24 protein-coding genes are annotated in these 20,793 nt (G+C 61.7%); 6 read left to right on the forward strand and 18 right to left on the reverse strand.

From position 1 onward, the window contains the following. From ACX82Z_RS09205 to coxB, 5 genes are all read right to left on the reverse strand, one after another. Positions 1-630 (reverse strand): cytochrome c oxidase assembly protein, encoded by a 630-nt coding sequence (locus ACX82Z_RS09205; RefSeq protein WP_459588120.1) that lies wholly within the window; start codon positions 628-630, stop codon positions 1-3. Between the two features lie 10 nt (positions 631-640). Further along, the gene (locus ACX82Z_RS09210; protein WP_459588121.1) at positions 641-796 is read right to left on the reverse strand and encodes a hypothetical protein; all 156 of its coding nucleotides are present in this window, start codon (positions 794-796) and stop codon (positions 641-643) included. Between the two features lie 3 nt (positions 797-799). Continuing rightward, positions 800-1,738: a heme o synthase gene (locus ACX82Z_RS09215; RefSeq protein WP_459911682.1), complete on the reverse strand. Its 939-nt coding sequence runs from the start codon at positions 1,736-1,738 to the stop codon at positions 800-802. 80 nt (positions 1,739-1,818) lie between these two features. Then, on the reverse strand, positions 1,819-3,468 hold the full coding sequence (gene ctaD, locus ACX82Z_RS09220) for a cytochrome c oxidase subunit I (protein WP_459588123.1): 1,650 nt from the start codon (positions 3,466-3,468) through the stop codon (positions 1,819-1,821). A 38-nt stretch (positions 3,469-3,506) separates the two neighbouring features. Then, positions 3,507-4,385, reverse strand: coding sequence for a cytochrome c oxidase subunit II (gene coxB, locus ACX82Z_RS09225; protein WP_459588124.1), 879 nt, complete (start codon positions 4,383-4,385; stop codon positions 3,507-3,509). A 395-nt stretch (positions 4,386-4,780) separates the two neighbouring features. On the opposite strand from coxB, the gene ACX82Z_RS09230 reads away from it, so the two are divergent. Further along, a complete protein-coding gene (locus tag ACX82Z_RS09230) occupies positions 4,781-5,227 on the forward strand; it encodes an invasion associated locus B family protein (protein WP_459911683.1) in 447 nt (148 codons plus the stop codon). Between the two features lie 38 nt (positions 5,228-5,265). Here the strand turns inward: ACX82Z_RS09230 and ACX82Z_RS09235 are convergent, their stop codons facing one another. Next, positions 5,266-6,108, reverse strand: a complete 843-nt coding sequence (locus tag ACX82Z_RS09235) for an SDR family oxidoreductase (protein WP_459588126.1) — start codon at positions 6,106-6,108, stop codon at positions 5,266-5,268. Between the two features lie 104 nt (positions 6,109-6,212). Between ACX82Z_RS09235 and ACX82Z_RS09240 the strand changes: the two genes are divergently transcribed. From ACX82Z_RS09240 to ACX82Z_RS09250, 3 genes are all read left to right on the forward strand, one after another. Further along, positions 6,213-6,578, forward strand: coding sequence for a winged helix-turn-helix transcriptional regulator (locus ACX82Z_RS09240; RefSeq protein WP_459588127.1), 366 nt, complete (start codon positions 6,213-6,215; stop codon positions 6,576-6,578). A 72-nt stretch (positions 6,579-6,650) separates the two neighbouring features. Further along, positions 6,651-8,054, forward strand: coding sequence for a metalloprotease TldD (gene tldD, locus ACX82Z_RS09245; protein WP_459911684.1), 1,404 nt, complete (start codon positions 6,651-6,653; stop codon positions 8,052-8,054). Positions 8,055-8,136: 82 nt separating this feature from the next. Beyond that, positions 8,137-8,505: an iron chaperone gene (locus ACX82Z_RS09250; protein ID WP_459588128.1), complete on the forward strand. Its 369-nt coding sequence runs from the start codon at positions 8,137-8,139 to the stop codon at positions 8,503-8,505. 12 nt (positions 8,506-8,517) lie between these two features. Here the strand turns inward: ACX82Z_RS09250 and ACX82Z_RS09255 are convergent, their stop codons facing one another. Together ACX82Z_RS09255 and ACX82Z_RS09260 are read right to left on the reverse strand one after the other, a co-directional pair. Further along, entirely contained in the window at positions 8,518-9,024 is a 507-nt protein-coding gene (locus ACX82Z_RS09255) for an RES family NAD+ phosphorylase (RefSeq protein ID WP_459588131.1), read from the reverse strand. Then, a complete protein-coding gene (locus ACX82Z_RS09260) occupies positions 9,017-9,382 on the reverse strand; it encodes an antitoxin Xre/MbcA/ParS toxin-binding domain-containing protein (RefSeq protein ID WP_459588133.1) in 366 nt (121 codons plus the stop codon). Before ACX82Z_RS09260 ends, ACX82Z_RS09255 begins: the two co-directional genes overlap by 8 nt. 74 nt (positions 9,383-9,456) lie before the next feature. Between ACX82Z_RS09260 and ACX82Z_RS09265 the strand changes: the two genes are divergently transcribed. After that, a complete protein-coding gene (locus tag ACX82Z_RS09265; RefSeq protein WP_459588136.1) occupies positions 9,457-10,164 on the forward strand; it encodes an NAD-dependent deacylase in 708 nt (235 codons plus the stop codon). Here ACX82Z_RS09265 and ACX82Z_RS09270 read toward each other — a convergent pair. From ACX82Z_RS09270 to aroC, 7 genes are all read right to left on the reverse strand, one after another. Beyond that, entirely contained in the window at positions 10,161-11,405 is a 1,245-nt protein-coding gene (locus ACX82Z_RS09270; protein WP_459588137.1) for a class I SAM-dependent RNA methyltransferase, read from the reverse strand. The two genes, ACX82Z_RS09265 and ACX82Z_RS09270, sit on opposite strands and share 4 nt — an antisense overlap. Further along, positions 11,402-12,151 (reverse strand): TlyA family RNA methyltransferase, encoded by a 750-nt coding sequence (locus ACX82Z_RS09275; protein ID WP_459588139.1) that lies wholly within the window; start codon positions 12,149-12,151, stop codon positions 11,402-11,404. Before ACX82Z_RS09275 ends, ACX82Z_RS09270 begins: the two co-directional genes overlap by 4 nt. Beyond that, positions 12,148-14,070, reverse strand: coding sequence for a 1-deoxy-D-xylulose-5-phosphate synthase (gene dxs / locus ACX82Z_RS09280; protein ID WP_459588140.1), 1,923 nt, complete (start codon positions 14,068-14,070; stop codon positions 12,148-12,150). The genes ACX82Z_RS09275 and dxs overlap by 4 nt, the downstream gene beginning before the upstream one ends. 173 nt (positions 14,071-14,243) lie before the next feature. Continuing rightward, positions 14,244-14,504, reverse strand: a complete 261-nt coding sequence (locus ACX82Z_RS09285; RefSeq protein ID WP_459588142.1) for an exodeoxyribonuclease VII small subunit — start codon at positions 14,502-14,504, stop codon at positions 14,244-14,246. A gap of 2 nt (positions 14,505-14,506) precedes the next feature. Continuing rightward, complete coding sequence (locus ACX82Z_RS09290; RefSeq protein ID WP_459588144.1) at positions 14,507-15,433, reverse strand: histone deacetylase family protein; 927 nt, start codon at positions 15,431-15,433, stop codon at positions 14,507-14,509. 71 nt (positions 15,434-15,504) lie between these two features. Further along, positions 15,505-16,608 carry a 3,4-dihydroxy-2-butanone-4-phosphate synthase gene (gene ribB / locus ACX82Z_RS09295; protein WP_459588145.1) on the reverse strand — a complete coding sequence of 368 codons (1,104 nt, stop codon included), beginning with the start codon at positions 16,606-16,608 and terminating at the stop codon, positions 15,505-15,507. Between the two features lie 18 nt (positions 16,609-16,626). After that, complete coding sequence (aroC, locus tag ACX82Z_RS09300) at positions 16,627-17,718, reverse strand: chorismate synthase (protein ID WP_459588147.1); 1,092 nt, start codon at positions 17,716-17,718, stop codon at positions 16,627-16,629. Positions 17,719-17,876: 158 nt separating this feature from the next. Here aroC and ACX82Z_RS09305 point away from each other — a divergent pair, with 158 nt between their 5' ends. Next, positions 17,877-18,125 (forward strand): DUF1344 domain-containing protein, encoded by a 249-nt coding sequence (locus tag ACX82Z_RS09305; protein ID WP_459588149.1) that lies wholly within the window; start codon positions 17,877-17,879, stop codon positions 18,123-18,125. Between the two features lie 12 nt (positions 18,126-18,137). Here the strand turns inward: ACX82Z_RS09305 and ACX82Z_RS09310 are convergent, their stop codons facing one another. The 3 genes from ACX82Z_RS09310 to ACX82Z_RS09320 all read right to left on the reverse strand — a co-directional run bounded on the left by ACX82Z_RS09310 (position 18,138) and on the right by ACX82Z_RS09320 (position 20,759). Then, the gene (locus ACX82Z_RS09310) at positions 18,138-18,725 is read right to left on the reverse strand and encodes a histidine phosphatase family protein (protein WP_459588151.1); all 588 of its coding nucleotides are present in this window, start codon (positions 18,723-18,725) and stop codon (positions 18,138-18,140) included. 74 nt (positions 18,726-18,799) lie between these two features. Further along, the gene (fabI, locus tag ACX82Z_RS09315; protein ID WP_459588152.1) at positions 18,800-19,618 is read right to left on the reverse strand and encodes an enoyl-ACP reductase FabI; all 819 of its coding nucleotides are present in this window, start codon (positions 19,616-19,618) and stop codon (positions 18,800-18,802) included. A gap of 193 nt (positions 19,619-19,811) precedes the next feature. After that, a complete protein-coding gene (locus tag ACX82Z_RS09320) occupies positions 19,812-20,759 on the reverse strand; it encodes a DnaJ C-terminal domain-containing protein (protein WP_459588154.1) in 948 nt (315 codons plus the stop codon). Positions 20,760-20,793 lie beyond the last annotated feature (34 nt).

The raw sequence follows: 20,793 nt of genomic DNA on the forward strand, positions 1-20,793 counted from the left end.
TCAACCCCCGAGTTCGGTAGCGGCTGCTGCGTTCTTGTCATCCCCCTCGGCCTTGCTCGCCGCAACCGGGCTGGACGAAGCCAGCGGGAAGAACGTGTAGGACAAGGTAATGGTTTTGACGTCCTTGAGTTCGGGAACGTTCACGATCTCAGGGTCGACATAGAAGACAACCGGCATATCCATGGATTCGCCAGGTTGCAATTCGGTATCGGTGAAACAAAAGCATTCCACCTTCATGAAATAGGCGCCCGCGATCTGCGGCGTGACGTTGAACGTCGCGCGGCCGGAGGCCGGACGCGGCGCGACGTTGGTGGCCTCATAGGCAATTTGCGTCGTCTCGCCGATCTTGATCTTCGTCGTCGGCTGGTGCGCCTTGAACCGCCAGGGAAGCGCGCCAGACACGTTTGCGTCAAAGCGGATCGTGATGTCGCGGTCAAGAACGGTTTGCGAATACTGCTCCACGCGCTGCGTGGTGCCGCCGTAGCCGGTCACGCGGCAGAACAGATCGTAGAGCGGCACGGCCGCGAAGGACACACCGATCATAGTCGAAAAGAACACCGTACAGGCGATCGCCACCTTGCGGTTGCGGCGCTGGTTTGCGCGTTCGAGGTCGGTTTGCTGTTCGGCCATGATGTTCTCCTTACATCGGCCGGTCGAAGACCGCCGGCCCCAGCTTGGTGAGCGTGGCGACATAAAAGATGATGACGAGTGCAACGAGGCCGAGCGCGATCGCGACATTGCGGCGCTTGCGAGCCTTCTTCTGCTTCTCAGTCAGTTCGATCGTATCCGGCTCCATGGCTCAGGCTCCGATCAGGCGAGCGATGGCGACGTCGCCGAGGAGGACGGCAAAGATCGCGAAGAGATAGACGAGCGAATAGCCGAACAGCGCCTTTGCCGCGCCCATCGTGCGGTCTTCGGCGGGCATGCGCAGGACTTTCCAAGCATACCAGACGAAGGCGAGGCCGAGCGCGATCGAGACGACGCCATAAACGGCAGAGGTCTGGCCGATCAGCCACGGAGCAACGCCGATGGCGGCGACCAGAACCGCATAGGCGAAAATCTGACGCTTGGTGGAGGCTTCGCCAGCAACATTCGGCATCATCGGGATGCCGGCACGGCCGTAATCATCGGACTTGAAAAGCGCCAGCGCCCAGAAATGCGGCGGGGTCCAAAGAAAGATGATCAGAAAGAGAATGACGCTTTCGAGCGAGATCGATCCGGTCACCGCTGCCCAGCCGATCATGGGCGGGAACGAGCCAGCAGCGCCGCCGATGACGATGTTCTGCGGCGTCGAACGCTTCAGCCACATCGTGTAGATCACGGCATAAAAGAAGATGGTGAAAGCGAGAAGGCCGCCCGCGACCCAGTTGGTCAACAGGCCGAGCGTGACCACCGAGAAAATCGATAGGATTACGCCGAAGGTCAGCGCCTGCTCGGGCGTGATCGTTCCCGAAGGGATCGGCCGGCGCGCGGTGCGTGACATGACCGCGTCGATGTCGGCGTCGTACCACATATTGAGCGCGCCGGAGGCCCCTGCCCCGACGGCGATGGCCAAAATCGCGATCAGCGCGATGAACGGATTGATCGCACCCGGCGCGGTCGCAAGGCCGACGAAGGCCGTAAAGACAACCAGCGACATGACCCGGGGCTTCAGGAGCGCCAGAAAGTCGCCGGGCATGGCTTCGGATACGCGAAACTCGGGCGCGTCCGTCAGGCTGTGCTTTTCGACCAAGGCCATTTGGCTGGAATCCATTCTTGCTTCTAGGCCGAAACCGCCGGCGAACCGGCGGCTTCTTTATCGTTTGGAGTATCTGCCGGTCACTTGACCTTCGGCAGCTGCTCCCACTGGTGGAACGGCGGCGGCGAAGAAAGCTGCCATTCCAGCGTCGTCGCACCTTCACCCCACGGATTGGCTCCGGCTTCGCGCTTCTTTGCGAAGGCTTCGAACACGCCGTAGAGGAACACCAGCACACCGATCGCCGACAGGTACGAACCGTAGGACGAAACCAGGTTCCAGCCTGCGAAGGCATCCGGATAGTCGATGTAGCGGCGCGGCATGCCGGCCAGACCCAGGAAGTGCTGCGGGAAGAAGATCAGGTTCACGCCGATGAATGTCAGCCAGAAGTGAATCCGGGCGATCACCGAGTTGTACATGTACCCGCTCATCTTCGGGAACCAGTAGTACCAGGCCGCGAAGATCGCGAACACGGCACCCATGGACAGCACGTAGTGGAAATGCGCCACGACGTAGTAGGTGTCGTGATAGGCGCGGTCGAGGCCGGCATTGGCAAGCTGGACGCCCGTGACGCCGCCGACGGTGAACAGGAAGATGAAGGCGATCGCCCACAGCATCGGCGTACGGAACGAGATCGAGCCGCCCCACATCGTCGCGATCCATGAGAAAATCTTGATGCCGGTGGGGATGGCAATGACCATCGTCGCAAACACGAAGTAGCGCTGCGTGTTGAGCGAAATGCCCGTCGTATACATGTGGTGCGCCCACACGACGAAGCCGACCGCGCCGATCGCGACCATAGCATAGGCCATGCCGAGATAACCGAAGACCGGCTTGCGCGAGAAGGTCGCAATGATGTGGCTGACGATGCCGAAGCCCGGCAGGATCAAAATGTACACTTCCGGGTGACCGAAGAACCAGAACAGGTGCTGGAACAGGATCGGGTCGCCGCCGCCTTCGGGCGCGAAGAACGCCGTGCCGAAGTTGCGGTCGGTCAGGAGCATGGTGATGCCGCCTGCCAGAACCGGCAGCGAGAGCAGGAGCAGGAAGGCGGTGATCAGCACGGACCAGGCGAAGAGCGGCATCTTGTGCAGCGTCATGCCCGGAGCGCGCATGTTGAAGATCGTGGTGATGAAGTTGATCGCACCGAGGATCGACGAGGCACCCGCTATGTGCAGCGACAGGATCGCCAGATCCATCGCCGGTCCGGGCGAACCCATGGTCGACAATGGCGGATAGATCGTCCAGCCCGTACCGACGCCGTAGCCACCGGGCGCGCCGGGGACGAACATCGAGATCAGAAGCAGGATGAAGGCCGGCGGCAGGAGCCAGAACGAGATGTTGTTCAGGCGCGGAAAGGCCATGTCCGGCGCGCCGATCATGATCGGGATCATCCAGTTGGCAAAGCCACCGATCAGGGCGGGCATCACCATGAAGAAGATCATGATCAGACCGTGCGCGGTCGTGAACACGTTGTACATGTGGTTGCCGCCGTCGATGGCGGCGTCACCTTCGAAACCATAGACCATGGCCGCGAGGCCATGGAAAATCTGGATGCCCGGCTCCTGAAGCTCCCAGCGCATCATGACGGACAGGAATCCGCCGATGACGCCCGCCATGATCGCGAAGATCAAGTAAAGGGTGCCGATATCCTTGTGGTTGGTCGAATAGACCCAGCGCGTCCAGCCGGACGGCCTGTGATCGTGGGTGTCGTGAGCTGCTACGCCAGCCATTGTCCCGCTCCGTATCCTTGTTCTTTTCAGGCGTCGGCTCAGTTGCCGGCGTCAGCTACTTCCCGGTCGCCTTCAAGCGCGGCCATCAGTTCGCGGTTCGCGTCGCCGAGGTTTTCGGCAGCCGCCGCGCGCCACGTGTCGTAAAGCTCCTGGCTCACGACGCGCACCGCGATCGGCATGAAGGCGTGGTCCTTGCCGCACAATTCCGAGCACTGGCCATAGAAGAGGCCTTCGCGCTGTGCGTGGAACCATGTTTCGTTGAGGCGGCCCGGCACCGCGTCCGACTTGACGCCAAAGGCCGGCATCGCGAATGCGTGAATAACGTCGCCCGAGGTCACCAGAAGGCGAACCGTGGTGTCGACGGGCACGATGATATCATTGTCGACCGCCAGAAGGCGCGGATATTGCGACAGGTCCTCGCGGCCGAGACCGGCGCGGTCGCCGTCTCGCAGCATGATCGACGAGAACGTGACGGTGCCATCTTCCTCGTTTTCCGCCTGATACTCGTAATCCCAATACCACTGCATGCCGGTGGCCTTGATGGTCATCGTCGGCTCTTCGTCGGGATTGTACTGCGCCGTCAGAAGCTGGAACGAGGGAATCGCCAGAGCCAGCAGGATCACGACAGGACCGACGGTCCAGATGACCTCGATCAGCGTGTTATGGCTGGTGCGCGAGGGCACCGGATTCGAGCTCGCCCGGTACTTGATCATCACCCAGAGCAGAAGTGCCGAAACGAACAGCGTGATCGGCACGATGAACCAGAGCGTGTACATCTCGAACCAGCGGATCTGCTCCATGATCGGCGTCGCCGCTTCCTGGAAGCCGAGCTGCCATGCGACCGGCTGGTCGGCGAGCGCCGCTGTGGCGGCCGTCGCGGCGGCTGCCGTGCTCGCGCCAAAAAGGAACTTCTTCATCACCCTCACGTCTCCCGGATCGTCCGTCGTGTCGCGCCAATGCGGCGGCCGCCACGCGGAAGCATGGCTTTCGTCGCGCGTTCAAATCATACTCCGGGTTCGACCGCAAGAAAGCCATCACGTGAGGTGTGCGGCATTTTTGCGCGTAACATATGGAAATGACTGCAAACGGCCCTCAATTCGCTTGATTTGTGGAAAAAGCGAAAGATCGACATGGCGTTTTAAGCCGCTCGACGCCCGGACCAAACAAGATATGGCAGACGGCGCATGCTTTGCGCTAAACCTTGGGCGAATTTCAGCCCGCGATTCGCAGGATAAAGATGACGATCTTCTCCAGTTTCCGCCCGGCCCTGACAGCGCTCGCTCTCGGCGCGGCCCTTGCCTCCACATCCGCCATGGCGCAGCAGGCACCGCAGGGATCGGTGCGCTCTACCCATGGCGCATGGTCGCTGATCTGCGACACGCCGGCAGGCTCGACGTCAGAACAGTGTGCACTGATCCAGAACGTAGTGGCGGAAGACCGGCCGGAGGTCGGGCTTTCGGTCGTCGTCTTGCGCACGGCCGACAATCAGGCGGAGATCCTTCGCGTTCTCGCGCCGCTCGGCGTTCTCCTCCCGAACGGCCTCGGCCTCAATGTCGACGGCGAGGATATCGGACGGGCGTATTTCGTGCGATGCTTCCAGGACGGATGCTACGCCGAGGTGATTTTGGAAGAGCCGCTCAAGACCACGCTGCGCAACGGTGATGCCGCGACATTCATCGTTTTCCAGACACCTGAGGAAGGCATCGGCATTCCCGTTGAACTCGACGGATTCGGCGAAGGCTTCGACGCTCTGCCATAAGAAAAGAGTAAGGGCCGGCATGACCGGCCCTTTTCGTTTCACGACAGCGTCTGCCGAACGGTGTCGGCTGCCGGTGTCGTCGGGCGACCGATAAGCCGCGACAGGCTCCGGCTGTCATCGAAAAGTGCGCCACCGGCTGCGGCCACGTCCCAGCTTGCGATCGCCGCCGCTAGGCCGGTTGGCAGGCCGGAGCCCTCCAGAGCCTTGGCGTATTCGGCTTCGGACATGTTCTCATAGACAATCAGCTTACCAGCCTGTGACGACAGTTCGGCAGCCAGCTCTTCAAGCGAGAACGAATCGTCGCCGGCAAGTTCGTAGACCCTGCCCATATGCGTGTCCGAACCGAGAACGGCAACGGCGGCGTCGGCATAGTCTGCGCGCGCGGCGGCAGAGATACGCCCCTCGCCCACCGCACCGATCATCTTGCCGGTAGCCAGGCCGGCACCGAGTGAGCCAGCATAATTTTCCGTGTACCAGCCATTGCGCAAAATGGTGTGTGGAATGCCGGATGCTTTCAGCAAGTCTTCCGTTGCTACATGCTCGTCGGCAAGGCTGATCTTCGACGTGTCGGCATGCAAAATGCTCGTATAAACGATCCACTTCACGCCATTTTTCTTCGCGGCGGCGATGACGTTGCCGTGCTGAGCCGCGCGCTTGCCGACTTCGCTCGACGAAATCAACAGCAGCGTATCCACGCCCTTCAGCGCGGCTTCGAGCGACGCACCGTCGTCATAATCCGCGCGCCGCGCCTCGATGCCGAGATCGGCCGCCTTGTCCGGCGAGCGCACGAGCGCGACGATCTCCTCGCGCGATTCCTTCTTGAGTTTTTCCACTACGAGGCGGCCAAGCTGGCCGGTCGCGCCTGTCACTGCAATCGTCATTTCCATCTCCATCAGCGTTGGTGACATCGATCTATGCCTATTGCTTATTTTTTGTAAGTACATACATTTTTGTAAGTACCCATTATTCGAACGACGGAGTGTCAATGAAACTTTCCGAAAAGCTGGCGCGCGGAAACCTGATGACCGCCGCCTGCCCCTCACGCGAAGTGCTGAAGCATGTGACGAGCCGATGGGGCGTGCTGGTCTTGATGGCGCTGCAAGACGGCACGCTTCGCTTCAGCCAGTTGCGTCGTCGTATCGGCGGCGTTAGCGAGCGCATGCTGGCGCAAACCCTGCATTGGCTGGAAAGCGACGGCCTTGTGAAGAGAACCGCTCATGAAGTGGTTCCGCCGCATGTCGACTATACCCTGACCGATCTTGGGGAAGACGCCGCACGGCACGTAACCGCGCTGGCGGACTGGATCGAAACCAGCTTGCCGGACATTCAGCGTCGTCGAACCGGCGGATAGGTCGCGCACGCGGCAACACATCCTATATACACCTCGCACCATTCATCGACGGAGACCTACGTGACCAAGCGCCTGATCGAACAGTTCGACATTTCCGAAGAAGCCGTGCGCCGCATCGTCTCCGACACGGTGGCAGGGTCCGACGACGGCGAACTTTTTCTCGAATATCGCGAGGGCGAGGCGCTGGTCTTCGATAATGGACGACTGAAGACGGCAAGCTTCAATACCGACAAGGGGTTCGGCCTTCGCGCCGTCGCGGGCGAGGCTGTCGGCTACGCGCATGCCAACGAGTTGTCGCAGGCCGCGCTTCTTCGCGCGTCCGATGCCGTCGGCGCCGTCAAGGCGGGATATTCGGGAACCATGGCCGCCGCACCGCAGGGCACGAATGCGAAGCTTTACGGCGATGCGAACCCGATCGCAGAACCGGGCTTCGAAGCCAAGGCGAAGCTTTTGCAGGAGATCGATGCATGGCTGCGCGGGCGAGACCCGCGCGTGCGCCAGGTCACGGCCTCGCTCGCCGCATCCTGGCAGCATGTCGAGATCGTGCGTGCCGACGGTCGAATCGCAAGCGACATCCGTCCTCTCGTTCGCTTCAACGTGTCCGTTGTCGTCGGAGACGGCGACCGGCAGGAAACAGGTTCCTACGGGATGGGGGGACGCAAGGAATTCGGCGAATTCGTCGCCGAGGATAGCTGGCGCTTTGCTGCCGGCGAAGCCCTGCGTCAGGCGCTGGTCAATCTCGATGCTGAAGATTCGCCTGCCGGCACGTTCGATATCGTGCTCGCGAACGGATGGCCTGGCGTGATGCTGCACGAGGCGGTCGGCCACGGGCTGGAAGGTGATTTCAATCGCAAGAAAACCTCGGCTTTCGCCGGGCTGATGGGGCAACAGGTTGCTGCCAAAGGCGTAACCGTGGTGGATGACGGGACGATTTCAGAGCGGCGCGGCTCCCTAACGATCGACGACGAAGGTACCGCGACAAACCGCACGGTTCTGATCGATGACGGCAAGCTCGTCGGCTACATGCAGGACCGGCAGAACGCACGGCTGATGGGCATGACTCCGACCGGCAACGGGCGGCGTGAAAGCTACGCGCACCAGCCCATGCCGCGCATGACGAACACCTACATGACCGGCGGCGACAAGACGCCGGAGGAAATCATAGGCTCGGTGAAGGACGGCATCTATGCCGTTTCCTTCGGCGGCGGGCAGGTCGACATCACGAGCGGAAAATTCGTCTTCGGCTGCACGGAAGCCTACCGGATCGAAAACGGCAAGGTGACGCGGCCGATCAAGGGCGCGATGCTGATCGGTAACGGCCCGGACGCAATGCACCGCGTTTCCATGATCGGCAACGACATGAAACTCGACACCGGCATCGGCATGTGCGGCAAGGCCGGACAGGGCGTGCCTGTCGGCGTCGGCCAGCCGCATCTGCGCATGGACAAAATGACGGTCGGCGGGACCAAAGCCTGAACGGAGCGCCGGCACATATCGGCGTCAAGAGCTTCAGCCCCCGTTCATTGCGCTTGATGATGCTAAAAGGCATATTGTCGGCATGACGAAGAAGGATAGCCACGACGCCTATATAGCCGCCGCACCGGAGCGGTTTCGTGCCCTGTTGGGTCGACTGCGTGCGCAGCTGTCGCGGGCACTGCCGGAGGCCACGGAAGTCATGAAGTACGACATGCCTGGATTTCAGATCGAAGACACGATCATCGCGGGCTATGCTGCCTTCAGCAAACAATGCGGCCTCTATGTGGACCCGCGTGCGATTGCCGATCATGCTGAGGAAATCGCTTCCCTGAAACTCAAGGCGACCAAGACCGGAATTACGTTCCCGGCGAACAGGCCTATTCCTGATGACCTTGTTGAAAAGCTAGCGATCAGCTCGCGCGCCAAAAAGGGATTTTTTAGCTCGGAATAATGGAACCTGACCCTAGACCCACGAGGCCGGGGATTTCGGCAATCGGCCATCGGGGTCGACGATTTCGAGCTTCGGCGCGCCCTTTTTATTCCATGCCCAAAGAGCCACGCATGTACCGCCCGGCGACATGAAGGACGGATAGATTATGCCGTGCTTTCTTTGCCTGGCCAGCCGCTTTTGAAGCTGGTGTGTGGGTGGCGTTTTGCCCGCGTCGAACATCGCACGCCATTCGCAATCGTGGATCTTTTTGTCGAGGCGGAGCGATTCGAGCGTCGTCTCGTCTGTCAGATCGACGAGATCGGCATCGATGAGTTCCAGCCGCGCGATCAGCGCTGGGTGTTGGACGAACCCCTGATTGTATTCGGCCCATGCGGTCGAAAGCTCGCGCGCGGCGTAAATGGCCGGCGTTCCGACAGGATTCCAGCGTCCACCGAAACGCGCCGCCCCCTCGCCCGACAATGGCAAATAGGACCAGCGCGGCACGAAGGCACGCCAAAGCTCGATCGTGCCGTCAGGCATAGATGCCGGCGCGCACCGATTCCAGATAGGCGAGAACCTTGTCGGCCTTGCCGTCCTGAACGAGATCGTAGGCAGTTTTGCCCGACCAGCCGGGAATGGGCTGATGCTTGAACCAGACGGCTGCGCGCGCCTCGCTGCCCGACATCTCCGCCGCCATAGCCAAAATGCGCACGAGCGGGCTCAGCGCCGCATCGACCTTGCGCGCGCCTTTGGCGGCGGCAAGTGTGTTGCGCGCCACGCCGATGAGGCCGGCAAGCTCGCTCATCGTCACGCCGAGCTTTTCGGAGACACGGCGAGCCGATAGAAACGGCGTGTCGTCGCTTCCGTAGTGGGCGGCAAATGCGTCGAGCGTGACCATGACAGAACTCCAATTGCGCATGATATGATCATTGCACGCTCAATTTAAGCTCAATAGCGGATTATTTCAAGCCTATGACAGACAAACCCTCCCGTATCGTGATCCTGACAGGTGCTGGAATTTCCGCCGAATCGGGCGTCGACACCTTTCGCGACGAAGGCGGCATCTGGTCGAAGGTCGATTATCGCGACGTGGCGACACCGGAAGGCTTCGCGCGCAATCCGGTGCTCGTTCACGAATTCTACAACGAGCGGCGGCGTGGGCTGAAAGGCATCGAGCCGAACGCCGCGCATTTCGCGCTCGCAAGGCTTGAACGCGAGTTTCCGGGCAATGTCCTTCTCGTCACGCAGAACATCGACGATTTGCACGAACGTGCCGGTTCGACGCGGATGATCCACATGCACGGCGAGCTTTCCCGCGCGCTATGCGCACGTTGCGGCGCAAAACATCCTTGGCTCGACGACATGGATGCGTTTTCCGTCTGCGAGGCATGCGGCGGAACCGGCCATATGCGCCCGGATGTCGTGTGGTTCGGCGAAATGCCTTATCAGATGGAGCGCATCTCGGCCGCAATTGCGCTCAGCGACCTGTTCGTCTCGATCGGCACGAGCGGCAACGTCTACCCTGCGGCCGGTTTCGTGGAAGAAGCAAAATTCGCCGGCGCACATACGGTCGAGCTCAATCTGGAGCCGTCCGAAGGACGAAGCCATTTCGCCGAGGCGCATTACGGCAAGGCGACGGAGATCGTGCCGGCATTCGTGGAAACGATTCTAAACGGTTAGCGCCGCTTCTTCGGCTTTTCGAGAAGCGCAACGGTCTCGACATGAGCCGACCACAAAAACTGGTCGACCGGCGTGACGGATTTGAGCGCGTAGCCGCCTGCGATCAGGATTTCCAGATCGCGCGCCAGCGTCACCGGATTGCAGGAGACGGCCGCTACATAAGGCACTTTCGAGCGTGCGATCTGCTTTGCCTGATCTTCTGCGCCCGCGCGTGGCGGGTCAAAGACGAGACCGTCGAAGCCGGCGTCCAGTTCCTTGAAGGTCAGCGGCCGGCGGAAAAGGTCGCGCTTTTCCGTCGTCACGCGCTTCAATCCTTCACCGAAGCGAAAGGCACGGTCGAGCGCGTCGAGCGCGGGCTGGTCCGCCTCGACGGCGTGGACCTGAGAGCGCTTGGCAAGTCGCAGCGCGAACGTGCCCCATCCGCAGAAAAGGTCTGCGACGTTCTTCGCGCGGCGCAGATGGTCGGCGACGATATCGGACATCGCCTGTTCGGCAGACGCCACCGCTTGAACGAACGCGCCGGGCGGCAATTCGACCGGAACGTCGCCGGCCGGAAGCATCGGCTTGACCGGTTCAATGACGATCTCGCCGTCAACGCTGACTCGGGCGAACCCGGCCTCGAGCGTGTAGCGCGAAGCTGCATGTCGGGCCGTGTCTGCAAGCTTGCCGCTGTCGCGAAATTCGATATCGAGGCCGCTCGCCGTTGCGGTCACGGACATACGGAAAGCATCTCCCGTGCTGCACACGATACGCGACAGTTCGCGCAAGCTCGGCAATGCATCGACGATAGCGGGAACGGAAATCGGGCATTCGGCGATATCGACGATCTGATGCGACAGCGCCTGATTGTAGCCGAGGAGCATGGCGCGCTCTGTGCGCCGAACGGCGAAAACGACGCGGCGGCGCGAATGGGGCGCGCAAGCAATGATTTCCGCGACCGGATCGTCGATGCCCCTGCCCTTCAGCGCTGCGATAACCTTGTCGCGCTTCCAGCCGAGATAGGCGGACATTTCCATATGCTGAAGCGCGCAACCGCCGCACGTGCCGAAATGGCGGCAGGCGGGATCGACGCGTTCGGGCGACGCGTCGAGGATGGCGAGCAGATCGCCCCTGCCCTTGCCGACCGAGACCGTGACGCGCTCGCCCGGCAACGTAAAAGGCACGAAGACCTGACCGGACGGGGTCGCGGCCACGCCGTCGCCCTGCGCGCCAAGGTGATCGATGGTCAAAACGGCGCTCATCGGTCTTTCACCCCGGCCAGAAGAAATTCGCGGTTGCCGTCGCCGCCTTCAATCGGGGATGGGACGAGGCCGATCACGGACCAACCGGCGCGCGTATCCAGCCAGTCGCGCAAGTCATTTGCCACCCGTTCGGCATCTGACGGATCGCGCAAGAGGCCTCCCTTGCCGATGGCCTCGCGGCCCGCCTCGAATTGCGGCTTGACCAGAAAGACGCCCCGCGCGCCGGGCACCGCCAGGTCGAGCGCGGGCGGCAGCGCCAGTTTCAGCGAGATGAAGGAGACGTCGGAGACGAGGAAATCGGGAGCCACACCTGCAAGTGTGGCGGATGTCAGATCACGCGCATTCACCCCCTCAATGGAGGTCACGCGCGGATCGACATCCAGCGATTTGTCTAACTGGCCGTGGCCGACATCGACAGCGAAAACACGCGCCGCACCGCGCTCCAGCAGAACCTGCGTAAAGCCGCCGGTCGATGCTCCGACATCGAGCGCCGTTGCCTCTGTCGGATCGAAACCGAACGTGTCGAGCCCATGGACGAGTTTCAGCGCGGCCCGCGATACATAGCTACGCGCCGGATCGTCCACCGACAGCAAAACGCCATCGGGAAAAGTCGCACCGGGTTTTTTCGAAGCTACGCCGTCGACAGTGACCGTACCGCGCAAAACCGCGTCGCGCGCCCGCGAGCGCGAGTCGAAGATGCCACGCACCACCAGCAATTCATCGAGGCGAAGTTTTTGCGCGCTCACGCGGTGGCGGCGGTCGTGCCGCGCCCGAGCGCGGCAAAGACCGTGCGGACGATGCCGACCGAATCGAGGCCGGCGTCGGCATACATCTTTTCCGGCTTGGCGTGATCCGTGAACTCGTCCGGAAGGATCAGAGGGCGCACCTTGATGCCGGTTTCGAGCAGGCCGTCATGCGCGAGGAAATGCAGGACGTGGCTGGCGAATCCGCCAATCGCGCCTTCCTCGACCGTAATCAGCACTTCGTGTTCGCGCGCCAGACGGCGAACCATAGCCTCGTCGAGGGGCTTGGCGAAGCGCGCATCCGCGACCGTGGTCGACAGGCCGGCGGCATCCAGTTCCTCAGCCGCCAGCAGGCAATCGGCCAATCGCGTGCCGAATGACAAAAGCGCGACCTTCGTTCCCTGCTTGAGAATGCGGCCCTTGCCGATTTCCAAAATCTCGCCGCGTTCAGGCATGTCGACACCGACGCCGTTGCCGCGCGGATAGCGGAACGAGATCGGGCCGTCATCATAGGCGGCGGCGGTGCGCACCATATGCTTCAGTTCCGCCTCGTCCGCGGCGGCCATAACCACGAAGCCGGGCAGCGAAGCAAGGTAGGTCACGTCGAACGCGCCGCAATGTGTGGCGCCGTCCGCGCCGACGAACCCGGCACGATCGATCGGAAAGCGCACCGGCAGCTTCTGGATCGCAACGTCGTGGACGACCTGATCGTAAGCGCGCTGGAGGAAGGTGGAGTAGATGGTGGCGAAGGGCTTGTAGCCCTCGGTTGCCAAACCGGCGGCAAAGGTGACGCCGTGCTGCTCGGCAATACCGACATCGAAAGTGCGCTCCGGAAACGCCTTGCCGAAGGTGTCGAGCCCGGTGCCGGAGGGCATTGCGGCTGTCACCGCGACGATCTTGTCGTCCTCCTGCGCTTCCTGCACCAGCGCGTCGGCAAAGACCTTCGTGTAGGACGGTGCGTTGGCGGGAGCCTTTGCTTGCGCGCCGGAAATAACGTCGAATTTCGAAACGCCGTGATACTTGTCGGCAGCGGCCTCGGCAGGCGCGTAACCCTTGCCCTTCTTGGTCACGACATGGATCAGGACCGGGCCATTGCCGTTGTCGCGGACATTCTTCAGGACCGGAACGAGATGCTCCAGATTGTGCCCATCGATGGGACCGATATGAAAGAAGCCGAGTTCCTCGAAAAGCGTGCCGCCGGTCACATAGCCGCGCGCATGCTCCACGGCACGTGAAATCGCCTTGTCGGCGCGCTTGCCCAGATACCCTGTCAGCTTCTTGCCGAAATCGCGGATGCCGGCATAGGTCGAGCCCGATGCGAGGCGCGCCAGATAATGGCTCATTGCACCGGACGGCGGAGCGATCGACATGTCGTTGTCGTTGAGGATAACGATCAGCCGCGCGTCGAGCGCGCCGGCATTGTTCATCGCCTCATAGGCCATTCCGGCCGACATCGCACCGTCACCGATAACCGCGATGACATTGTTTGCGCCGCCCGCAAGGTCACGCGCGACGGCCATTCCGAGACCGGCCGAAATCGACGTCGAGGAATGCGCCGCGCCGAAAGGATCGTATTCGCTTTCCGAACGCTTGGTGAACCCGGAAAGACCGTTTTCCTGCCGAAGCGTGCGAATCCGGTCGCGGCGGCCGGTCAGTATCTTGTGCGGATAGGCCTGATGGCCAACATCCCAGATGATCCGGTCGTCGGGCGTGTCAAAGACGTAATGCAACGCGACGGTCAGTTCGACAACACCGAGGCCCGCTCCCAGATGACCGCCGGTCTGCGAGACGGCGTCGATCATTTCCTGGCGCAACTCGTCGGCAAGCTGCGGCAGTTCGCCCTCTTTCAGGCGGCGCAGGTCGGCCGGAACCTTGACCTGATCCAGAAGCGGCGTGTCGGGCGGGGATTTGAATTGAGCCATTTTTTCTCGTCACACGTTGCGTGGGAGATAGTGGCTTGGCCAGCGAAAGTAAATGCGTTCGGCCCTACGGCAAGGGAATGCGCACCTTGCCACCTCTTCAACCAAACAGCCTTTCGACGCGCAATCGCCAGATTCTCGACAGGCGGAAGCCGCCAGCTTGACCTCGCTCAATGCTATTCTCCGTCGAGCGGCTCCGTTCCAACTGGCTTGCCGTCGCGGGAAAGGCGAATCTTTTCAACCTTGTCCTCGGCTGCCTTCAACAACTGGTCGCAGTGGGCTTTGAGGGCTTCGCCGCGCTCATAGATGCGAATGGACTGGTCGAGCGGCACATCGCCGCGTTCCAGATCGTCCACGATACGCTCCAAGGCTTCCAGCGCCTGCTCGAAGCTCAACGCCTTGATGTCCGCGTTCGCGATTTCGGTGGTTTCGGTCATGATTATCCCTTCATCAGGCGGGCAATATGGGCGGCGGCGGAAAAGGCCAGTCCTTCGAGGTCGTAACCGCCTTCGAGCAGCGAAACGAGGCGATTGTTCGAAAAACGCCCGGCACGGTCCATCAGTTCGCCGGTCGCCCAGTCGAAATCGTCCTCGATGAGATTGATCTCGGCGAGCGGATCGAGCCGGTGCGCGTCGAAGCCTGCCGATATGATGATCAGGTCCGGCCGGAACGCATCGATGGCAGGCAAAACACGCGAATTGAACGCTTCACGGAAGATTTCGCCGCCTGTGCCGGGGTCGAGCGGGGCGTTGACGATGTTTCCGGCACCCGTTTCCGACTTTGCCCCGGTGCCGGGATAAAGCGGCATCTGGTGCGTCGAGCAATAGAGCACCGACGGATCGTCATAAAAGATGTCCTGCGTGCCGTTGCCGTGGTGAACGTCCCAGTCGATGATGGCGACGCGCTCGACATTATGCGCTTTTTGCGCATGGCGGGCAGCGATCGCCGCGTTATTGAACAGGCAAAAGCCCATCGCCGTGGCCTTTTCGGCGTGGTGGCCGGGCGGGCGCGAGGCGACGAAGACATTGTCCGCCCTGCCCGCGAACACGTCATCGACAGCGGCGTTCGCCGCGCCGACGGCGGTGAGCGCAGCTTCAAGGCTTTTCGGGCTGACGGATGTGTCGCCGTCGATCCGCGCCAATCCCTCTGTGGGTATCAAAGCGCGGATGTTGTCGACATATTCCTGGGGGTGCGCGTAGAGCACCGTTCCAAGATCGCCCATCGGCGCGAGCTGACGGTCCAGTGCATCAAATGTCTCTTCCACCAATGCGCGTTCGAGCGCGCGCAGCCGGTCCGGACGCTCCGGATGGCCGGCGGGCGTCAGATGCTCGAGATAGATGGGATGCGTGTAAAGACGTGTAACCATGCCCCGATATAGGGTCAATCAGGACGCATGGCCACGCCCTGCTCCATTTTGAAGACCACGATCAACAACGATCAGGATTCGACGATCTCGGTCGAGGCGATCTCGATGCCGAAGCCTTCGAGGCCGACATAGTGGCGGGTGCGCGACGACAGAAGCTTGATCGAGGAGATGCCGAGATCGCGCAATATCTGCGCGCCAAGGCCGATTTCGCGCCATTCGTCTTCGCGGCGCAACGCCTCTTCATGCGCTTCGGCATCGCTACCCTGCGTTCGGCTGCGGTGCGTATGACCGACGCCGACGGACCCTTCGCGAAGATAGACCAGCACGCCGCGTTCTTGGCCAAAACGCGAAATGGCGCCTTCAAGCGCCGTACGAGGACCGAACACGTCCGTCACCACATCCTCGATGTGCAGACGCACCGGCACGTCGCGTCCGTCGCGAATGTCGCCATAGACGATGGCAAGATGGTGCATGGTTTCCCACGGCAGGCGATAGGTCAGCGCCCGGGCCTTGCCGGCCGGCGTGTCGATCTCGAAATCGTTGATACGCTCGATCAGCGTTTCCTGACGCTGACGATAGGCGATAAGATCTGCGACGGAGACTTCCTTCAGACCGTTCTTGCGCGCGAATTCCTGCACCTGCGGGCCACGCATGACCGAGCCGTCGTCGTTGACGAGTTCGCAGATCACGCCCACTGCCGGCAGGCCAGCGAGCTTGCAAAGATCGACGGCAGCTTCCGTATGGCCTGAACGCATGAGAACGCCGCCTTCACGTGCGACCAACGGAAAGATATGGCCGGGGCGCACGAAGTCCGACGCGCCGACATTGCCGTTGGCGAGGTTGCGAACGGTCAGCGTCCGGTCGTCGGCGGAGATACCCGTCGTCGTGCCATGCTTGAAATCGACCGAGACGGTGAATGCTGTGGAATGCGGGGCGTCGTTGTCGGCAACCATCGGGTTAAGGTTCAGGCGCTTGGCATCCTCGCGCGTCATCGGCGTGCAGACGATGCCGGAAGTGTGGCGCACGATGAACGCCATCTTCTCGGGCGTGCAATGAACGGCGGCGACGATCAGGTCGCCCTCGTTCTCGCGCCCATCATCATCCATGACGACGACGATCTCGCCCTTTTCGAACGCGCGGATGGCTTCGACGATTTTCTGCTGGTCGTAGGGCATGGGGAACTCGAACCTTGGCTAAATGCGACCAGTCTGGCCGCGATGGCGGAGATAGTGATCGGCGATTGCGCAGGCCACCATCGCCTCGCCGATCGGCACGGCACGGATGCCGACGCACGGATCGTGACGGCCCTTCGTGCGCACATCGACCTCGTTGCCATCCACATCGAGCGACTGGCGCGTGGCAAGGATCGACGAGGTCGGCTTGACGGCGAAACGGGCGATAACCGGCTGGCCGGTTGAAATGCCACCGAGGATGCCGCCCGCCTTATTGGACAGGAAACGCGGACCGTCATTGCCCGTGCGCATCTCGTCAGCGTTTTCCTCGCCGGTGATGCGCGCCGCTTCGAAGCCGTTGCCGATCTCGACGCCCTTGACGGCGTTGATCGACATCAGGCCGGATACGATGTCCTGATCGAGCTTGGCGTAAATCGGTGCGCCGAGTCCGGCAGGCACGCCGTCGGCGACGATCTCGACAATCGCGCCGACCGAAGAACCCGCTTTGCGGATACCATCGAGATAGGTTTCAAAAACAGGCACGGAAGCCGGATCGGGCGTGAAGAACGGATTGTCAGTGGAATCAACGAATTCCCAATTCCAGTTCGCGCGATCGATGTCCTTCACACCGACGGAGACCAGCGCACCGCGAACCTTGAGCCCGGGCACGACCTTGCGGGCAAGCGCTCCAGCCGCCACACGCGCCGCCGTTTCGCGGGCCGACGAGCGGCCACCGCCGCGATAATCGCGCAGACCGTATTTCACGTCATAGGTATAATCGGCATGGCCCGGCCGGTATTGCCGCGCGATCTCGCCATAATCCTTCGAGCGCTGATCGACGTTCTCGATCAGCATCGAAACGGGCGTGCCGGTCGTGATCAGTTCGTCGCCATCTTCCAGAATACCGGAAAGAATGCGGACCTGATCGGGTTCCTGACGCTGCGTGACGAAACGCGACTTGCCAGGTCGGCGACGATCGAGATCGGCCTGAATATCGGCGAGCTTGAAGCGAATGCCGGGCGGGCAGCCGTCGACGACGCAGCCGATGGCCGCGCCATGGCTTTCGCCCCAAGTCGTCACGCGAAAAAGATGCCCGAACGTGTTGTGCGACATTGCCCGTTTCCTGCCCGTCGCGCTGCTTCTATTGGCGTTTGGGCGGCCGGTCAAACCACGCGGAGTTTTGACACATTGTTTCTGTTCAACGAACCTAGCCTCGTCCACAAGCGGCAATCGCCGACTTGTCGATGAAAGACCGATTCGGAGATCCGCCCATGCGCCTTTTCACCCCGCTCGTTGCCGCGATGGCCCTGTTCGCGACTGCCGTCCTTGCAGCAAACGATGAAGGCGCGATCGCCCAGATCGATCGCGAAACGATGACGATCACGCTGGAAAACGGCAATACGTACAGGCTTCCCGGCGAGTTCGACGTCGACTCCCTGTCGGAAGGAATGGACGTCTTTCTGGCCTATGAGGAAATCGAAGGCCAGAACCAGATCACCGATGTGGATTTGGGGAACTGAAGCCCGGCTCCTCTAAAGCCACTCCAGCCTTTCGCCGTCCCAGCGTAAAATGCGGTCCTGCGGTATCTCCAGCATAGCCGCCTCGTCCGCGTCCATTCCACCTTTAAGGCGGAACAGCGCGCGGATGATGCCGCCATGCGTCACGCAAACGGTCGGCTGGTCTATCTCGTCGAAGAAGGGGCGAAAGCGCGCCGTCAAGCCCTCATAGCTTTCCGCAGCACTGCCCGGCGGCAGGAAATGCCATTTGTCAGCGTCGCGCCGTGCCGTCGCGCCAGGCGAGCGAGCCTCGACCTCGGCCATAGTGTAGCCCTGCCAGTCACCGAAATTGAGCTCCATCAGGCGCGGGTCCGTGAGATAGCCGCGCCGCGCAAGGCCTGCTCCCAGCCTGACGCGCTCCATCGTTTCGCAGGTTCGCTTGAGGGGGCTTGCGACAAAACGGAACGAGGCGACATCGGGCTGGATTTCGCCCAATCTTTGACCGTTGCGATCCGCCTGTGCGCGCCCGAGCGCGTTCAGATCGGTGTCGGCCTGCCCCTGCAGGCGCAAAGTGGCATTCCAGTCGGTCTGCCCATGCCGGATGAAGTAGCTGATCGTCGCCATGACCCGCGTTTAGCGTGTCCACTCCCGGCACGGCAAGGCGTGCCGGGTCGAATCCCCATGACTTGCGAGGAAGATCAGTCCTTGACGGTGGCGATGTCCGGCGCGTCGACGGCCTTCATGCCGACGACGTGATAGCCCGAATCGACATGCAGCACTTCGCCCGTCATGCCGGCGGACATGTCCGACAGGAGATAGACGCCGGACTGTCCGACTTCGTCGATCGTCACGGTGCGGCGCAGCGGTGCGTTATACTCGTTCCACTTCAGGATGTAGCGGAAATCGCCGATGCCGGAAGCGGCGAGCGTCTTGATGGGGCCGGCCGAAATCGCATTGACGCGAATGTTCTTCGGCCCAAGATCGACGGCCAGATACTGCACCGACGCTTCGAGAGCGGCTTTCGCCACACCCATGACGTTGTAGTTCGGCATGACCTTTTCGGCGCCGTAATAGGTCATGGTCAGCATCGAGCCGCCATCGGCCATCAGCTTCTCGGCGCGCTGGGCGACAGCCGTGAAGGAATAAACAGAGACGTCCATCGTACGCAGGAAATTCGCATGCGAGGTGTCGACATAGCGGCCGACGAGTTCGTCCTTGTCGGAAAAGCCGATCGCGTGGACGAGGAAGTCGAGCTTGCCCCATTTCTTTTCGATTTCTGCGAAGACGGCGTCGATCGACGCCATGTCGGTCACATCGCAATGACCGGCCATCAATGCGCCGAGTTCGGCCGCAAGCGGCTCGACTCGCTTCTTCAGGGCGTCGCCCTGCCAGGTGAAGGCCAATTCGGCACCTTGATCAGCACAAGCCTTGGCGATACCCCAAGCGATCGAACGGTTGTTCGCGACGCCCATGATGAGGCCGCGCTTGCCAGCCATCAAACCGTTTCCACCTGCCATGTCATTTCCTCGGCACAAGTCACTTAGACCATGATGCCGAAAAGTGGGGGAACCGGTTTTCGGACGACATCTTGGTCTAATCGATGTTTAACCGCATGTCTGCGACGCCAAGCGATTCCGCTTGGCTGCACCATGCTCTCAGCCCGAGCCTATCGCATAGAGGGTGTGCGGCTTCAAGCCGCAACGGTACGGATCACGACGCGCGGCGCGCGCGCATCAGCGCTTCGAGGTCTTCATCCTGGTCGGCCGGCAGCATGATCGCGACATGAACGTAGAGGTCGCCATGGCCGCCCTGCTTCAGCGGCAGTCCCTTGCCCTTGAGGCGCAGGCGCTTGTCCGAACTCGACCATGCCGGAATCGCAACGGCGAGCCGGCCTGTCGGCGTTTCCACCGCAAGCTTCTCACCGAGAACGGCATCTTCCAGTTGCACCGGCAGGTCGACATGCAGGTCGCGCCCTTCGATGCGATAACGCGGATGCGGTTTTAACCGAAGCTTGACGAGCGCGTCGCCAGGCTGGCCAAGCGTGACCTGTTCGCCCTGCCCTTTCAGGCGGATCGTCTGACCGTCCTCCACGAAAGTGGGCAGCTTGACGGCGATCCGGCGACCGTCGGGAAATATTGCCGTGACTTTCGCAGCCGTGGCGATGTCTTCGATAGAGACATCGAGTGTCGCCGAAAAATCCGCACCTCGCGGCTGGCTGCGTCGTCCCGCGCCCCCTTGAGCACCGGCACCCTGCTGGCGAAACGCCTGCCCGAAAATGTGGCTGAAGATATCGTCGCCATCGCCAAAGGGATCGGCTCCGCCGCCACCTGCATTGCGAAACTCGAAATGCGCGTTTCCCGGACCGCCGCCGGCCCGGCGAAAGCCGCCGAACGGATCGCCGCCGCCGGCCGCGCCCTCGAAACCTGTAAAGCGTGGCTTTCCGGTCGCGTCGATCTCGCCGCGATCGAACTGAGCCCGCTTTTCCTCGTCGCCGACGATTTCGTAGGCCTGATTCGCCTCGGCGAAATGCTCCGCCGCTTTCGGATCTTCCGGGTTTTGATCCGGGTGATGTTTTTTCGCCAGCTTGCGGAAAGCCGACTTGATGTCCTTGGCCGAGGCGTTCTTGGCAACGCCCAGCACCGAGTAGGGATCGCGCATCTTGATTGCCTGCCCGAGAGTGATGTCGTGTCGG

The organism is Aliihoeflea sp. PC F10.4 (genome assembly GCF_054612275.1).

Bases quoted from the DNA above. Each gene is read 5' to 3' on its own strand.
- ACX82Z_RS09205 (WP_459588120.1), bottom strand. From the start codon at position 630: ATGGCCGAACAGCAAACCGACCTCGAACGCGCAAACCAGCGCCGCAAC.
- ACX82Z_RS09240 (WP_459588127.1), top strand. From the start codon at position 6,213: ATGAAACTTTCCGAAAAGCTGGCGCGCGGAAACCTGATGACCGCCGCC.
- ACX82Z_RS09250 (WP_459588128.1), top strand. From the start codon at position 8,137: ATGACGAAGAAGGATAGCCACGACGCCTATATAGCCGCCGCACCGGAG.
- ACX82Z_RS09235 (WP_459588126.1), bottom strand. From the start codon at position 6,108: ATGACGATTGCAGTGACAGGCGCGACCGGCCAGCTTGGCCGCCTCGTA.
- ACX82Z_RS09210 (WP_459588121.1), bottom strand. From the start codon at position 796: ATGGAGCCGGATACGATCGAACTGACTGAGAAGCAGAAGAAGGCTCGC.
- aroC (WP_459588147.1), bottom strand. From the start codon at position 17,718: ATGTCGCACAACACGTTCGGGCATCTTTTTCGCGTGACGACTTGGGGC.
- coxB (WP_459588124.1), bottom strand. From the start codon at position 4,385: ATGAAGAAGTTCCTTTTTGGCGCGAGCACGGCAGCCGCCGCGACGGCC.
- ACX82Z_RS09310 (WP_459588151.1), bottom strand. From the start codon at position 18,725: ATGGCGACGATCAGCTACTTCATCCGGCATGGGCAGACCGACTGGAAT.
- ACX82Z_RS09305 (WP_459588149.1), top strand. From the start codon at position 17,877: ATGCGCCTTTTCACCCCGCTCGTTGCCGCGATGGCCCTGTTCGCGACT.
- ACX82Z_RS09255 (WP_459588131.1), bottom strand. From the start codon at position 9,024: ATGCCTGACGGCACGATCGAGCTTTGGCGTGCCTTCGTGCCGCGCTGG.
- ACX82Z_RS09230 (WP_459911683.1), top strand. From the start codon at position 4,781: ATGGCGCAGCAGGCACCGCAGGGATCGGTGCGCTCTACCCATGGCGCA.
- ribB (WP_459588145.1), bottom strand. From the start codon at position 16,608: ATGCCCTACGACCAGCAGAAAATCGTCGAAGCCATCCGCGCGTTCGAA.
- ACX82Z_RS09290 (WP_459588144.1), bottom strand. From the start codon at position 15,433: ATGGTTACACGTCTTTACACGCATCCCATCTATCTCGAGCATCTGACG.
- ACX82Z_RS09265 (WP_459588136.1), top strand. From the start codon at position 9,457: ATGACAGACAAACCCTCCCGTATCGTGATCCTGACAGGTGCTGGAATT.
- ACX82Z_RS09270 (WP_459588137.1), bottom strand. From the start codon at position 11,405: ATGAGCGCCGTTTTGACCATCGATCACCTTGGCGCGCAGGGCGACGGC.
- fabI (WP_459588152.1), bottom strand. From the start codon at position 19,618: ATGGCAGGTGGAAACGGTTTGATGGCTGGCAAGCGCGGCCTCATCATG.
- dxs (WP_459588140.1), bottom strand. From the start codon at position 14,070: ATGGCTCAATTCAAATCCCCGCCCGACACGCCGCTTCTGGATCAGGTC.
- ACX82Z_RS09285 (WP_459588142.1), bottom strand. From the start codon at position 14,504: ATGACCGAAACCACCGAAATCGCGAACGCGGACATCAAGGCGTTGAGC.
- ctaD (WP_459588123.1), bottom strand. From the start codon at position 3,468: ATGGCTGGCGTAGCAGCTCACGACACCCACGATCACAGGCCGTCCGGC.
- ACX82Z_RS09215 (WP_459911682.1), bottom strand. From the start codon at position 1,738: ATGGCCTTGGTCGAAAAGCACAGCCTGACGGACGCGCCCGAGTTTCGC.
- ACX82Z_RS09320 (WP_459588154.1), bottom strand. From the start codon at position 20,759: ATGCGCGATCCCTACTCGGTGCTGGGCGTTGCCAAGAACGCCTCGGCC.
- ACX82Z_RS09260 (WP_459588133.1), bottom strand. From the start codon at position 9,382: ATGGTCACGCTCGACGCATTTGCCGCCCACTACGGAAGCGACGACACG.